This window comes from Pseudoalteromonas sp. RB2-MNA-CIBAN-0110, assembly GCF_040309305.1.
Lineage (GTDB): Bacteria > Pseudomonadota > Gammaproteobacteria > Enterobacterales > Alteromonadaceae > Pseudoalteromonas > Pseudoalteromonas arctica.
The window spans coordinates 117,502-131,926 of sequence record NZ_JBEOOQ010000006.1; the positions used below are offsets into that span (position 1 = coordinate 117,502).

General features: G+C 39.6%; 11 protein-coding genes and 1 pseudogene. 6 read left to right on the top strand and 6 right to left on the bottom strand.

What is annotated here, in order from left to right; translation table 11 throughout:
- Positions 1-49: 49 nt before the first annotated feature.
- Both AAEY68_RS05555 and AAEY68_RS05560 read right to left on the bottom strand, forming a co-directional pair.
- Positions 50-1,279, bottom strand: coding sequence for a glycosyltransferase (locus AAEY68_RS05555; RefSeq protein WP_350585649.1), 1,230 nt, complete (start codon positions 1,277-1,279; stop codon positions 50-52).
- The gene (locus AAEY68_RS05560; protein WP_350585650.1) at positions 1,276-2,271 is read right to left on the bottom strand and encodes a LacI family DNA-binding transcriptional regulator; all 996 of its coding nucleotides are present in this window, start codon (positions 2,269-2,271) and stop codon (positions 1,276-1,278) included. Before AAEY68_RS05560 ends, AAEY68_RS05555 begins: the two co-directional genes overlap by 4 nt.
- A gap of 166 nt (positions 2,272-2,437) precedes the next feature.
- Between AAEY68_RS05560 and AAEY68_RS05565 the strand changes: the two genes are divergently transcribed.
- From AAEY68_RS05565 to AAEY68_RS05575, 3 genes are all read left to right on the top strand, one after another.
- Entirely contained in the window at positions 2,438-4,900 is a 2,463-nt protein-coding gene (locus tag AAEY68_RS05565; protein ID WP_350585651.1) for a S9 family peptidase, read from the top strand.
- Between the two features lie 73 nt (positions 4,901-4,973).
- Positions 4,974-5,591, top strand: coding sequence for a LysE family translocator (locus AAEY68_RS05570; protein WP_007581801.1), 618 nt, complete (start codon positions 4,974-4,976; stop codon positions 5,589-5,591).
- 80 nt (positions 5,592-5,671) lie between these two features.
- Positions 5,672-6,163, top strand: coding sequence for a DUF2798 domain-containing protein (locus AAEY68_RS05575; RefSeq protein ID WP_024592896.1), 492 nt, complete (start codon positions 5,672-5,674; stop codon positions 6,161-6,163).
- Between the two features lie 72 nt (positions 6,164-6,235).
- Here AAEY68_RS05575 and AAEY68_RS05580 read toward each other — a convergent pair whose 3' ends face one another.
- Positions 6,236-6,748 (bottom strand): MarR family winged helix-turn-helix transcriptional regulator, encoded by a 513-nt coding sequence (locus tag AAEY68_RS05580; protein WP_024592895.1) that lies wholly within the window; start codon positions 6,746-6,748, stop codon positions 6,236-6,238.
- Between the two features lie 180 nt (positions 6,749-6,928).
- On the opposite strand from AAEY68_RS05580, the gene AAEY68_RS05585 reads away from it, so the two are divergent.
- Entirely contained in the window at positions 6,929-7,816 is an 888-nt protein-coding gene (locus AAEY68_RS05585) for a haloalkane dehalogenase (protein ID WP_007581804.1), read from the top strand.
- A gap of 120 nt (positions 7,817-7,936) precedes the next feature.
- Here AAEY68_RS05585 and uvrA read toward each other — a convergent pair whose 3' ends face one another.
- Positions 7,937-10,489 carry an excinuclease ABC subunit UvrA gene (uvrA, locus tag AAEY68_RS05590; RefSeq protein ID WP_350585652.1) on the bottom strand — a complete coding sequence of 851 codons (2,553 nt, stop codon included), beginning with the start codon at positions 10,487-10,489 and terminating at the stop codon, positions 7,937-7,939.
- A gap of 268 nt (positions 10,490-10,757) precedes the next feature.
- On the opposite strand from uvrA, the pseudogene AAEY68_RS05595 reads away from it, so the two are divergent.
- Positions 10,758-11,161 (top strand): annotated as a pseudogene (locus AAEY68_RS05595) (hypothetical protein).
- A 65-nt stretch (positions 11,162-11,226) separates the two neighbouring features.
- The gene (locus AAEY68_RS05600) at positions 11,227-11,772 is read left to right on the top strand and encodes a DUF7010 family protein (protein WP_008134451.1); all 546 of its coding nucleotides are present in this window, start codon (positions 11,227-11,229) and stop codon (positions 11,770-11,772) included.
- A gap of 622 nt (positions 11,773-12,394) precedes the next feature.
- Here AAEY68_RS05600 and AAEY68_RS05605 read toward each other — a convergent pair.
- Together AAEY68_RS05605 and AAEY68_RS05610 are read right to left on the bottom strand one after the other, a co-directional pair.
- Positions 12,395-14,173, bottom strand: coding sequence for a hypothetical protein (locus tag AAEY68_RS05605; RefSeq protein ID WP_024592894.1), 1,779 nt, complete (start codon positions 14,171-14,173; stop codon positions 12,395-12,397).
- A 54-nt stretch (positions 14,174-14,227) separates the two neighbouring features.
- Positions 14,228-14,425, bottom strand: a 198-nt coding sequence (locus AAEY68_RS05610) for an IS3 family transposase (RefSeq protein ID WP_350585653.1), incomplete at its 5' end; no start/stop codon positions are given.

Below are 14,425 nucleotides of genomic sequence, written 5' to 3' on the forward strand. Positions count from 1 at the left end.
GTTTGATGGGCGCGATTTTAAACACTAATTGGTGCGTGTCTAGTCATTTTTAATCTAATTTTTTATTTTTTTCAGCTATCCATTGCGACATGTATTGAGTGCTGCGCATTGTATGATGTTTGAGCATTTGGCCTGTGAAGTTTTTTTCGCGATGAGCGTTTAAATCACTACTTATTGAATCGACTTTTTTAATTAAAGCAGCGCTCAATAGTGCTTTGTTGTAAAGCGTATTAAGGAGTGCGTTACCATCTTGCTGCGCTTGTTCAAAGCCACTTTGATTGGTGTACATCTCAATGGCAGCACTGGCAAAGTCGTCGGCGGTGTTGGCTATTTTACCCGGCCATGGTAAATCGTTATGCATGCCTTCTGCGCCAATATTGGTGGTAACGCTGGGTGTTTGCATAATCATGGCTTCAAGCAATTTACCTTTAATGCCTGCACCAAAACGCAGTGGTGCTAAACATACGCGTGCGCTTTGCATTACATCAAACGCATTATCGGCCCAGCCTTTTATTAAAAACCCTGTTTTAGGGTTATTTAGTGCCGTGGCTTTTGGTGGTGGGTAAGAGCCATAAATATGTAGTTCTGCTTTTGGTAGCTGCTTGCGAATAAGTGGCCATATTTTTTGTAGGTAAAGTACAGCATCCCAGTTTGGCGCGTGTCTAAAGTTACCTATGGTCATAAAGTGCTGGCGCTGCTCAAACGTTTTTGTACTTGTAGGCAGTGAGCTTAAATCAACCATAAACGGTAAATGGTGTAATAAGCTTGGCTCTATTTTAAATACGCTGTTTAGCAGGCTCATTTCATAACTTGAAATAATTAAGCTTAGGTCGCAGCGTAAAATAGCGGCAATTTCGCGTTTTGCTATGTCTGAGTGTAAATCGCTGGTTGTAAACTCACGCTCACCTTTAAAGGCTTCGTGGCGAGCGTTACGCAGACATTGTAAGTCTTCGGTATCTAATATTTTAATCGCATGTGGGCAGTGTTTATCGACGCGCCAGCCAAATTGTTCTTCCATCATAAAGCGGTCAAACATGACTATATCTGGGTTATAAGCTTTAACGTATTCGTCAAAGCTATCGCAGTTTAGTGCAATGCTTTGACTGGTTATGCCGAAGTCGTCAAGATTTACCATGTGGTCGGTGCGCTGCGCGGGCGTTGCAAATTCAACGTCCCAGTTTTGCGCTCTAAATGCATTTAATAACGACATCATGTGCGTTCCCGCAGCAGACGAATTTGGCTCTGGCCATACGTAGCCAATTACCAGCACTTTTTTCATTGGCTAGAATCTCTAATTTGTAAGTTTACATTGACCAGTGTTTTTACTGGCGGGGCTGTATTTTGTAGTAGCTCTTGCAGTATTAAAAGGCACCGCTTGGCTATATCAGTTGTACTTATAGCCACAGTGGTTAAGTGATCATTTATAACCGTGCTATTAGGAATATGGTGGCAGCTCACTACTTTAATACAGTGATGAGTTAATGAGTTAATAGCAGCAATAACACCTTGAGCAATAATATCGTTTGCACACACCACTGCGTTTAATGTTGGGTTGTGTTTATATGCTTCTATAAATGCATTTTTAGCGCTAAGGGCTGTGTTTACTGCGCAGTGAATGGGTGCTAATGGTGTAATGCTGTGCTGCGCGCAAGCGGTATTAAAGCCACTTTGTAGTGCTTGTGAATCACTTAAAGTAAGTTCACTGCCTATAAATGCAATGTTTGTCACGCCTTGTGAAAGCAGATGCATACTGGCTACGTGGCTGGCTTTTTTATAGTCGGGTAATACGCAAGGAGCTGCGCTAAAGGGCACTTCACTCATTACGGTAATTACTTTGTGTTGCGCGCTGAGCGTATCAAGCCATTTGGGGCAAGTATTGGCAACGGGGCAAATAATAAATGCAGCAGCGTTGTATTCTTTTAAGTTTTTAACTGCGTTTGCTTGTAGCTCAAGGCTATTATTACTGCTTACAATCATGGCTTGTAAGCCATTGTCGTTTAACAAAAGTTGTAGGCTGGTAGCAAGGTGTGCCATAGCTGGGTTAGTTAAATCGTTTATTACTATGGCCACTAAATTTGAGCGCTTTGAGCGCATTGCAGCGGCATCACGATTATAAACGTAACCTAGCTCATCAATCGCTTTTAGTATTTTTTGTTTACTTTTATTGCCCACTTTGTCGCTTTTGGTAAGTACCAGCGATACGGTTGATTTTGATACACCAGCACGCTCTGCAACATCAAAAATAGTGACTGATTTGGCTTTGTTATGCATTGTATTTTAAGTACCGCAGTGGTGAATAAATAGCGCTGTAGTTTAGCTTAATCAGCACTATTAAGTCATCTTTTAGAGGTGTTTAACTTACCTTAATACTTTATGAACAAAGCAAAACGTGTTTATATACGCTTATAAGAGTAAAAAATAACAAAAGGATAAAAACATGAGCGCTTTTAGGCTGTTAGTTGCCTTTATTTGTTGTGCGGCATTAGTACCAACAAGTTACGCCGAGCAGGGCTATCAAACCCCATCACCTGAACTTGCAGCATTGGTTGACGCTAAGTTAGCACCCACTAGTTACTTATCGAGCGATGGCCAGTGGCTAGCGCTTTTTGAACGCAAACGTGTAGTAACCCTTGATGAACTTGCAAAAGAAGAGCTTAAGCTTGCTGGTATTAAGCTAAACCCCGCTAATTTTTCGCGCTCTCGTGTGAGTGCCAAATTTAGTGCCGTGGAGCTAAAGCATGTTCAAAGCGGGTCGGTTATCAGTATTAATAACTTACCTAATGGCATTATTCGCTCTCCTAAGTGGTCATCTAATAGTCAATATTTGGCCTTTATTGTTGAGCAACCAACCCAAGCCAACTTATGGCTTTACAGCGTTGAAACTAAACAAGCAAAAGAGCTTTCAAGCGCTGCATTAAATTCGGTATTAACTGCCTCACCATATAAATGGCTGCCAGATAGCAGCGCCATTGTTGCAAATCTCGCTGTTAATTTTGGTAAGCCAAGGCTTGAAAATAACAGCCAAAATGTAGTGCCTGTTATTCAACAAAGTACTGGTGAAAAAGCGCCAGCACGTACTTATCAAAATTTATTAACAAGCCCGTTTGATGAAGCACAATTTAAGTTTTACGGCCAAGGGCAATTGGCTTACATAACGCTTGATGGCAATACCCAAGCAATAGGTAGCCCTTCTTTATTTAAATCGTTTTCGGTATCACCTGATTCTACCAATATTTTAGTTGCCGGTATTAATGAGCCGTTTTCGTATCAAGTGCCTTACAGCCGCTTTGCAAGTACGTGGCAAATATGGGGCATGCGCGGCTATGCATTAGCAGAGCTGGCAAAACAGCCACTTGCCGATAATATTCCACAAGGTTACGACAGTGTACGCACTGGCCGCCGCGATTTTGAATGGCGAGCCGATCAAGGTGCAGAGGTTATTTGGGCGCATGCGCAAGATGGCGGCGACATGAAAACCGACGTTGAGCATCATGATTATGTTTACAGCTTACGTGCACCATTTAAACGCGAGCCTAAATTATTTGCCAAAGTAGAACGCCGTTATTCTGGTATTGAGTGGGGTAACGAAAACGTAGCAATGCTGACAGACTGGCGCTTTAGCGATCGCCAAGTACGTACTTACATAGTGCAACCACGAAATGCCGACAGAAACCGCGTTTTATTTTCAGAGCGTAGTTACAACGACGCGTATAAAGACCCTGGTAATGCAATTTACGAGCGCAACGATTTAGGCGCAAACGTAATTAAAATTGTAGGCGGGCGTTATATTTACCTGCGCGGTAATGGAGCTTCAGAGCAAGGTAATATCCCGTTTTTAGACCAATACGATGTTAAAACAAATAGCAGCAAGCGTTTGTGGCAATCAGAAGCGCCATACTACGAGCGTGTACGCGCTCTGCTTGACGACGAAGGTGAGCGATTTATTACTATTCGCGAATCTAAAACTGAGCAACCTAACTTTTTTATACGTGATTTAGATAACGACACGCTAACGCAATTAACGACATTTGAGCACCCGTACCCTGCATTTAAAGGCGTAACTAAAGAGCAATTACGTTATAAACGCGACGACGGTGTTGAGCTTTCGGGCACGCTTTATTTACCACCAGGGTACGATAAAACACAAGGGCCGTTACCGGTACTTATGTGGGCTTACCCACTTGAATACAAAGATAAAGCAGTAGCATCGCAAGTGCGCGAATCGCCTTATGCATTTACCTACATTGGTTATTGGGGGCCAATGCCTTACCTTGCTAAAGGGATTGCCGTGTTTGACGACCCTAAAATGCCAATAGTGGGTATTGATGGCAGCGAGCCAAACGATAACTTTAGAAAGCAGTTAGTATCAAGTGCGCAAGCAGCTGTTGATGTATTAGTTAAAAAAGGCATTGCCGATAAAGATAAAATTGCCATAGCAGGGCACTCATACGGTGCATTTATGGTTGCTAACTTATTGGCTCATAGCGATTTATTTAAAACAGGTATTGCCCGCAGTGGCGCGTATAACCGCACATTAACGCCGTTTGGTTTTCAAGGAGAAGAGCGTGATTTTTGGCAAGCACAAAGTGTGTACGCTAATATGTCGCCGTTTTTTCACGCTGAAAAAATCAATGAGCCAATGCTAATGATCCACGGTCAAGAAGATCCTAATTCAGGAACCTTCCCAATGCAAAGTGAGCGCATGTACGCAGCGCTTAAAGGTTTAGGTAAAGATGCCCGCTTAGTAATGCTCCCTTATGAAGCACATGGTTACCGTGCGCGTAAAAGCTTATTACATGTATTGTGGGAACAAGAACAGTGGTTAGATAAGTATTTGTTAAATGGTACAGCGGAGCCAGTAGAGGTTATTACTGAACCCGTGGTAAGTACTGGGCAATAATAACTTAAACATGAGTAAGCAACAGCGCGGCTACTTATAGCCGCGTTTTTGCTTTTAATATGAGAGTAAATTAATGATTGATGTAGCAGCACTTGCGGTTTTTATTCCTACGTTCTTTTTTGTGTCTATCACCCCAGGTATGTGTATGACCCTTGCCATGACACTCGGTATGAGCATTGGCGTGCGCCGCACATTATGGATGATGATAGGTGAGCTGTTAGGCGTAGCAACCGTTGCCATAGCTGCGGTATTAGGCGTTGCAAGCGTAATGTTAAATTACCCAGATGCATTTGCCATTTTAAAGTGGGTAGGCGGTGCGTACTTAATTTACATTGGCGTTAACATGTGGCGAGCCAAAGGCAAAATGTCGGTTGATACCTCAAAACCAAATGACGTAAGTAGAAAGTCGTTATTTACGCAAGGTTTTGTAACCGCAATTGCTAACCCTAAAGGGTGGGCGTTTATGATCTCGTTATTACCGCCTTTTATTAGTGTTGAGCATGCTGTAGCCCCTCAGCTTTTAGTATTGCTTGGAGTTATAATGACCACCGAGTTTTTAAGTATGTTAGCTTACGCAACAGGCGGTAAAAGCTTACGTTTATTTTTAAGCCGTGGTGATAATATTAAATGGATGAACCGTATTGCTGGTAGCTTAATGGGATTAGTTGGAATTTGGCTTATTTTTGGTTAGCTCAAAAAGTAGTTGATATTATCAATTAATTTGTTATAGTTGATTTTGTCATCTATTTAACGCTTAAGGCATGCCCAAAAATGAGTACACCCGTATCAGCAAATCCAGTAATGGTTGAGCCTAAAAAAACACCTGTAATTTATAAAATACTGGTTATGGTAAGTATTATCACTCTAATCGGCGGTACTCTAACTGGCATTATGACTTATGTGAATGTGGGTGTTACAGAGCATTTTTATGCCGACTGGTTTACCTCATTTATAAGTGCAGTATTGGTTATGGCGCCTGTTGGTTTTGTAATGATGACCTTAATGCATAAGCTAGTTAATAAGTTATTGCCTACTAGTAGCGAGCTAAAACGTAATTTAGTTATTAGTGTTTTTATGGCGCTGATCATGGAGTCGGTGATGGCGTTTGTTACCGCTACTAATAATATTGGCTATGCAGATATGCGTGTATTTGTAACTGGATGGGCTGAAGGGTTATTAGCCGCATTACCAATAGGTTTAACTATAATGCTGATAATGTCGGTTACGGTAAAACCTAAAATAGAACGCTTTTTAAAGAGCTAGCACTTTGATCGCTAACGTATTAAAGCAAATAATTTAATACGTTTATAGTGGGCAGATGCATGAAGTAATTAGTTACTTAATTGAGTTTTCTACCGGGCAGCCTTGTTTACGGCATACACCTTCGTTACATAATTTGCATATTTTACGTGCCTCTATCTGCACGCTTGTTAGGCTGCCAAGTGCTACTTCTATCAAACTTAAAAAGCGTTGTTTTTGTTCATCATTAAAGTTGTTTAGTATTTTAGAGGTGGCTGTTTCTCTGCTGCTTAGTACTAGTTCAACCCTTTTACTTCCTTTATCCGTTACGCATAAAACAACAGAGCGGGCATCTTTTACTGACTTTCGCCTTTCTACAAGTTCTTCTTTTTCAAGTGTATTTATTAATCTAACTGCACCAGAATGCGTTAAGCCTAAAACCTTGCTTAGTACATCAATGGTTTCATTAGGATGATTGTAAATAGTGACCAGTGCCGCTTCGTGGCTTAGGCTTCGCCCGCCTAATTCAGCAATCTGTTTTTCAATGTCATTAGAAACAGAAGTAGCAAACGTGCCGATTAAATTTGATATATATTTTTCATTTTTCATAAACTTAATTATATGTGATTCGATCATATAAATATAGTGACAAATTAAGCGCCCTCATTTATTGTGTGACTCAGTCATGTATGTTGGCTCGAAATTAGTTAATCTACTTCGAATATTACACAAATTAGATGAGCGAGGATTTACCGCCAGCTCATCAGTTAAATAAAGCGATATAATTAAATGAAAAATGATTCAGAAACATTACGTTATACAAAAAAGTTTAAAACTGTATTAGATAAAAAAATGGCCTACATAGATGAAGGCGAAGGTGATCCTATTGTGTTTTTACATGGTAACCCGACATCTAGCTTTCTTTGGCGAAACGTTATGCCCTATTTGCAAGGAAAAGGGCGTTTAATTGCTATCGATATGATTGGATTAGGAGATTCGCAAAAGCTAGATAACACCCATGAGGGCAGCTACTCACTTGCTGAAAACAGCAAATACACATTTGCACTTTTAGAAGCGTTGGGTGTAAATAATAACGTTACCTTGGTGCTACACGATTGGGGTTCAGGCGTTGGTTTTAACTGGGCTAATACACATCGTGATGCAGTAAAAGCAATTGCGTTTATGGAAGCAATTGTTACTGACTTTCCAACATGGGACGATTTTCCTAAAGATTTGCACGGCCCTATTGGCACTATGCGCTCAGCTGAGGGTGAAAAAATGGTGCTTGATGACAACTTTTTTATTGAAACAATATTACCAGCGACCATTGCACGCAAATTAACGCAAGCAGAGCATGATGAGTATCGCAGACCCTTTATAAATGCAGGAGAAGATCGCCGTGCAATTTTAGCAGGGCCTCGCCAACTGCCCATTGCTGGAGAGCCTGCCGATACCGTGGCTTTAGTTAAAAGCTATGCGAGCTATTTAGCTAACTCTCACGATATTCCAAAGCTATTTATTAATGCTGAACCGGGTGCTTTTTTAGTTGGTTACGCAAGAGACTTTGTGCGTACATGGCCAAATTTAACTGAGGTAACCGTAAGCGGTATTCACTATATTCAAGAAGATTCGCCGCACGAAATAGGTAAGGCTATTTCTGATTGGTTACCAAGATAAAAACGGGATGTATTAGTAAACCTGAACTTTGGATAATTAATCTATCTCAAGCCGTTATTTTCAGCGTTAACTACCATATATAGATGACGCTTTTATACAACTAAAAGCGTCACCCATTAACTATTTAAGTAAAAATGGTGCGGTTTTACTCGCCTTTACGCTTGCCACTTTTTCGGGTGAACCTTGCGCTACAATTAAGCCGCCTTCTTCACCAGCACCAGGGCCTACATCAATTACCCAGTCACTATTTCGGGCTACTTGCATATCGTGTTCAACCATAATAACGGTATTGCCAGCATCAACTAATTTATTTAACTGCGACATTAGCATTGATACATCCGATGGATGCAGACCTGTAGTTGGCTCATCAAGAATATAAAGTGTGTTACCGCGCTGCGCACGTTGCAGCTCGGTTGCTAATTTAATACGCTGCGCTTCACCGCCCGAAAGCTCAGTAGCGGGTTGCCCTAAACGTAAATACCCAAGACCTACTTGCATAAGTGCATCGAGTGCTCGCAGTATTGCAGGTTCATTTTCAAAAAAGGTATGCGCCGCTTCAACCGTTAAATTAAGGATATCGCTTATGTTTTTATCACGATATGTAACCTCAAGTGTTTGCTCGTTATAACGTTTGGCATGACACACTTGGCAAGGTGAATAAACGCTAGGTAAAAACAGCAGTTCTATACTTACAAAGCCAACGCCTTCACAGTTTTTACAACGACCTTTTGCAACATTAAACGAAAAGCGACCTGCATCGTAACGGCGCTCTTTTGCTTTTTGGGTTGAAGCAAATAGTTTACGCACGTGATCAAACAAACCCGTGTAGGTAGCTAAGTTTGAACGAGGGGTACGGCCAATCGCTTTTTGATTTACGGTAATTAGGCGGCTTATATTATTTATACCTTCAATGATTTTTCCGCTGGTGTGTGTTTGCAGCTCTTGTTCGAGTAGGTCGGCTTCGTCGGTTGGCGCTTGTGTTACTACTTTTTGCCCGAGTGCTTCGTAAACAAGTTCTACTAACGCTTGGCTTACTAGGCTTGATTTACCAGAGCCCGAAACCCCAGTAACGGTTGTCATAACACCCAGTGGAAATTCTGCATTGAGTTTTTTAAGGTTGTTACGCTCAATATCAGCCAATTTTAACCACGCACTAGGCTGCCTTAGCTCCTTTTTTTGCGCGCTGTTTTGAGTAGACTCTTGACTGGCGTTTTTAGCAAAAAGGTGACGACCGGTGTGCGAATTTTTTATTTTTCTTAACCCTTCAACAGGGCCGCTGTAAATAATGTCGCCACCATGCACACCTGCATCAGGGCCTACATCAACAATCCAATCGGCGTGTTTAACAACGCTAACATCGTGCTCAACAACAAATACAGAATTGCCAGCCGCTATTAGCTCATCAAGCGCTTTTAAAAGTGCTTGAGTATCGGCAGGGTGTAAACCCGCTGATGGTTCATCTAACACGTAAACTACCCCAAATAATTTAGAGCGAATTTGTGTGGCAAGTCGCAATCGTTGTAGCTCTCCGGGTGAGAGCGTTGGTGTTGTACGCTCAAGCGACAAGTACCCTAAACCAAGCATGGTTAGTGCTTCAATACGGGTGAGAATATCGCTGGCAATGCGCTGCGTAACAATGGCTTGCTCTGGATTTTTTGTATTTTTATTTACTTTGGTATTGGCGGCGTTACTTAGCTTTTTAGCAAGCTCGTGTAATGTAAGTTGAGATAGCTCGCCAATATCGAGCCCTGCAAATTTAACACTTAACGATGCTTGTTTTAATTTTTTACCTTGGCAAGTAGGGCACTGCGATATTTGCATAAACTGTGATACGCGCTTTTTAGTACGCGGGCTTTGTGTGGTAGCAAAAGACTGTAAAACAAAGCGTTTAGCGCTTGAAAAAGTCCCCATGTAGCTTGGATCTTCGTTATTTTTTATTGCATTTTGTGTTTGCTCATAGGTGTAATCTGGGTATACCGGCACAGTAGGTGTTTCGTCGGTAAATAAAATCCAATCGCGTGCTTTTTTAGAAAGTTTGTTCCAAGGTGTGTCTATGTCATAACCAAGGGAAGTAAGAATTCGGCTTAAATTTTTACCTTGCCATGCTGGTGGCCACGCGGCTATAGCGCGCTGGCGAATAGTTTTTGTATCGTCTGGCACAAGTAGCTTTTCGGTTACTTCAAACACTCGGCCTATTCCTGAGCATTCTGGGCACGCACCTTGTGGCGTATTCGGCGAAAACGCATCAGCATAAAGTATACCTTGGTCTTTTGGGTATTCACCTGCGCGTGAGTAAAGCATACGTAGCGCGTTAGAAATAGTTGTTATGCTGCCAACGGATGAGCGAACCGACGGTGCGCCGCGTTGCTGCTGCAAAGCAACGGCAGGCGGTAGCCCTTCAATAGAATCAACATCGGGCTCATCAACTTGATCTATTAACCTACGGGCGTATGGCGATACCGAATCAAGATAGCGGTGCTGCGACTCAGCAAACAGCGTTCCAAACGCAAGCGACGACTTTCCAGAGCCCGATATTCCTGTAAAAACAACCAATGCGTTACGAGGTAAATCAACGTCTATATTTTTTAAGTTGTGAACGCGCGCCCCTCTTACTTGAATGCTGTTACTGGGATCAGATAAATCCATTGTTGAGTTTTTATGTGTGCTTGCCATACGTTTATACTCCTGTTTAATCGCGCTTTTTACTTTAAGTTAGCTTTGAATTATTTACTCTTATCACTCGTTATTACCCTAAAGTAGCGCAAGCACACTGAATGAGCGCTTAGTCTGTAGTGGCGCAGCCAAAGCGCTGGATAAAATTGCGATGATTGTTTGTTTACATAATAGGTATGGAATGCGAATATAATTTAAACAGTTATTGCTATGTAATTTGTTACGTAATTTACTAGGTATTTTACTAGGTAATAAAAAGGAACTAACAGTGAATAAAGCCTTAGTGATCATTTTATTGGTGCTTTCGTGGGCAACCCAAGCCGACTCTATTAACGCGCTAAATGTCGACCGTGCAGTACCAAATAGCATGCACTTATCGTTTGCAAACGATAGCAACATAACCCCTAAAAAAGGGGATTTTAAAATCGTTAATTATGTATTAATGAGTAATGAAGAGGGCGAACGCTGGGCTGTTATAACGCTAACTAACTTATCGTCGGGAATCGCGAATTAGGCGAGGAGCACTTACTTGCACTTTTTGCTGACGGCAGCCGATTCATGCCAATGGAATTTAAACTCGGTTTTAAAGGCAACGAAACACAATCGTTAACTGTATCGTTTGCCGATTATAAGTTCCCTATTTTAAGTGTGTATTCGAGTAACGATTTGTAATTAATAACGATGCGATGCGATGCGATGATATTAAATTAGGGATATTTCTAAAATTAAGGATTTTTATGAAGTTTGAAGATGCACAACAAAATATGAACCTCGCATACTTCGGTGGTGGAACCGGTGTATTAGTGTCTGGCTTGGTTTGGTGTATAGCTGGCTTTGTCGCATTACTGCATTCAAATCAATCGAGTATGCTTACTTTGTTTTTTGGTGGTATGTTTATACATCCTTTAGCCATGCTACTTTCAAAAGCTCTTAAACGCTCTGGCAATCATGACCCTAAAAACCCATTAGGTAAATTGGCCTTAGAAAGCACTATTATTTTATTTGTTGGTTTGTTTTTAGCGTTTTATGTAGCAAAACTTCAAGCTGAATGGTTTTATTCAATAATGCTGATGATAATTGGTGTTCGCTATTTAGTTTTCAACACTTTATATGGCATGAAAGTGTACTGGATTTTAGGTGCTTCGCTTATGTTTTCTGGCATGTTGTGTATTGTATTAAATGCCAATTTTGTAATCGGCGCCTTTATTGGCGGGATAACCGAAATAGTATTTGCGCTAGTAATATTTGCCCAATCGAAAGGTATGGTTTTAAAAACAGAATAACAAGCTCTTATAATCGCAAAAATAGTGTGCAGTTGGGGTTACCCTTCAGCTTGATATACAGCAAAGGCTTGTTAAAGTATTGAGTATCTGCAAATTGCATGTAGCTATTAGTCGGATTAGAGCGAGAAGCAGACGGTCGGTTAAACTCGTTTTTGAACAAAAGCTTCTTAGAGTTATTGTACTAGTCGATAGTGATACTCATTAGAGTTTGTAGGGGTAGTGAAGGAATCTCAAAGATGCCCTCACTCCGTTAGGCATCACATGCGTAACCCACTGCTGTTTCAATCTATTAGTTCGTGGCAAAATTAACTATTTCACTACACCACGCCACAGACTGTTGCGATATACATCATGCCGCACAAAGGTTTATAAACAACTGATATTAAAGTGTACTTTTAAATTTAAAACTAGAAATACCCTCGCTTTATTTACGTTAAAAAGATATAAGGTATGAGCAAAAATATTAGGGTGTGCGCATAAATTTGTAATTTCTACTTACTTACACTCATAAAGGCTAGCTCGCTTTCGCCCCTATTGCGGGTTAGAAGCAAAAGGCAAACAGCCCTCATTTGGTTACTATGCCTCTAATAATGTTTACTGGAAAAGCAACTTCAACATTCATTTAAGATCGTCTAGTATATATTGCAATTTTATTGTCCTTGATTTTTTGACTAGAGATATATCCACAGTCCTCTAATGCTATTGCTAAACCTTTATGAAGGCGATTATTTACCAAGTTAGGGTTATTTTTAAAAGAAGCTATTTGAGAATATGGTTCCCCCATTGATTCAAGTAAATCTGTTATCTCTTCTTTATTAAAAGTATTAATAAGTTTAAGAAATAGAGTGATAGCTTGATTTTTTTCAGTTGAATGTTTAATTGCAATATATAACAAACTTTCTTCAAACTGCTTTAGATCAGTAACTTTAGACAATATATGTAAAATATTATTAGCTAAGTTATGATTATCTTCCAAATTACCCTCACTCAATAGTTTTACTAAGGCAACTTGGTCTGCCAACGAAGTAATAGCATTTAACAAAAATAATGATGTATCAGGTGAAAGTTCATATTCATCGGACTTATTCCAATAGTCAGAAAGATTATTAAGTATAAACAGGCCTACTAATTCAGGATGGTGCTCAGTAAGGCTGCTATAGTTAGTCTCAGATAAAGATAATAGGTTTTCTGTTAGTAAAGCTTCCATTTTTTCTTTGGGAATATCGTAACGATTTAACGTTTCATATTTGTAAGGAAGCCCTTTAATAAGCAATGCAAAAGCCGCGTTATTTATTAAGTCATTCCTTAATATCATTTGGGTTATTTCAGTAATACTTTCTTTAAACTTTGAATTTTCGTTTATCTTGAAAATGGAGAGACACTTAGATTTTCGATTAAGCACCTCTAATAATTGGTTTTTATCATCAGGAAACTCATTATTAAATTCAGCCAAATTGTCCCAAGTTGTTTCTAATTTTGATTCAACCAGTAACAGTTCCCAAAAAACACTTGGTATATTTGAAAGTGACTCAAACACATGGTTTTGCTTCTGGATTATGTTTTCTTTGGTTTCATTACTTACGGATGAATTATTAAGTAACTTAATAATGGTTTCTGTACTTTCTTCCGTGTTATCAGGCAGAGCTAAAAATACTTTTTTAATATAGACTTCAATATTTTCTTCAATGTAATCAATGAAATTTTCAAAATTGGTATTATAGATAACGGTCAGGTTACTTTTCTCTATCTCATCTTGTTTTATGCTTAATTTTTTCAGTAGCAAACATATATTTTCAGAAGTGATTTCGTAAAGGGAGTTCTCAAAAATATAACTGAATAATTTGTCATCACCAGCGCACTCTTCAAGTTCCTTAAATTTAATATTTAAATCAGTGAGTTTGTAATACACCTGCATTTGCTCTGCTGGTTGGAGATCTAAAATACTTTCAGGGTTACTCGCTAAGTAGTTAGAGAAGGTTTCTTCGCTATTCATATCTTTATAAATAAATTTTGATTCAACATGTAGCAGTATTAATTTCAATAGGTAGTTTTTTTGTGAGGTATTAATTTCACTTGATTCAGTAATGGCCGATACATAATTAGGCCATTGCTGCGATAACAGTTGTATAAACCGATCAACAGAGCGTGTAGTTTCAGTGAAGGTGAGTAAAAAGTCCCACAAGCTTTCAATGTTATTGCTAATATTTTCAAATAGGAGCGTCAATTTTTGCTTGTGAGCTTTCTCATGTTCTACCAAATAGTCTAGTAATGAAATATTGAAAATATACTTTTCTTTGAAGTCATTCTCTCTTAATCTATTCTTAATTATCTCTTCAATATAAGTAAGCTGGAGAGTTAAACTTGAAGATCTGAAGTCCCTTACAGCTTTAATGAAATTCATATCATTATGAGATAAGCGCCCATTATAAAAGTGTGATATATGGTCTTGTAGTGGTCAATAAAATTTGGCCACAGTTTTAGAATCTTGATATCTAACCTCAGATTCATTTGGCGCTAAGCCGGCATTATAATGATGCGGCCTAACGTTGTTGTAATATCCATTTATGTAATCACTTACGCTATATTTAGCATCTATAAAATTTCCATATCCAACCTTTGGCATCCATTCCGTTTTAAAGCTTCTAAAAAATCG

Excerpts from the sequence above, each read along its gene's own strand:
- AAEY68_RS05565 (WP_350585651.1), top strand. The coding sequence starts at position 2,438 with ATGAGCGCTTTTAGGCTGTTAGTTGCCTTTATTTGTTGTGCGGCATTA.
- AAEY68_RS05575 (WP_024592896.1), top strand. The coding sequence starts at position 5,672 with ATGAGTACACCCGTATCAGCAAATCCAGTAATGGTTGAGCCTAAAAAA.
- AAEY68_RS05600 (WP_008134451.1), top strand. The coding sequence starts at position 11,227 with ATGAAGTTTGAAGATGCACAACAAAATATGAACCTCGCATACTTCGGT.
- AAEY68_RS05580 (WP_024592895.1), bottom strand. The coding sequence starts at position 6,748 with ATGAAAAATGAAAAATATATATCAAATTTAATCGGCACGTTTGCTACT.
- uvrA (WP_350585652.1), bottom strand. The coding sequence starts at position 10,489 with ATGGCAAGCACACATAAAAACTCAACAATGGATTTATCTGATCCCAGT.
- AAEY68_RS05570 (WP_007581801.1), top strand. The coding sequence starts at position 4,974 with ATGATTGATGTAGCAGCACTTGCGGTTTTTATTCCTACGTTCTTTTTT.
- AAEY68_RS05560 (WP_350585650.1), bottom strand. The coding sequence starts at position 2,271 with ATGCATAACAAAGCCAAATCAGTCACTATTTTTGATGTTGCAGAGCGT.
- AAEY68_RS05605 (WP_024592894.1), bottom strand. The coding sequence starts at position 14,173 with ATGAATTTCATTAAAGCTGTAAGGGACTTCAGATCTTCAAGTTTAACT.
- AAEY68_RS05585 (WP_007581804.1), top strand. The coding sequence starts at position 6,929 with ATGAAAAATGATTCAGAAACATTACGTTATACAAAAAAGTTTAAAACT.
- AAEY68_RS05555 (WP_350585649.1), bottom strand. The coding sequence starts at position 1,279 with ATGAAAAAAGTGCTGGTAATTGGCTACGTATGGCCAGAGCCAAATTCG.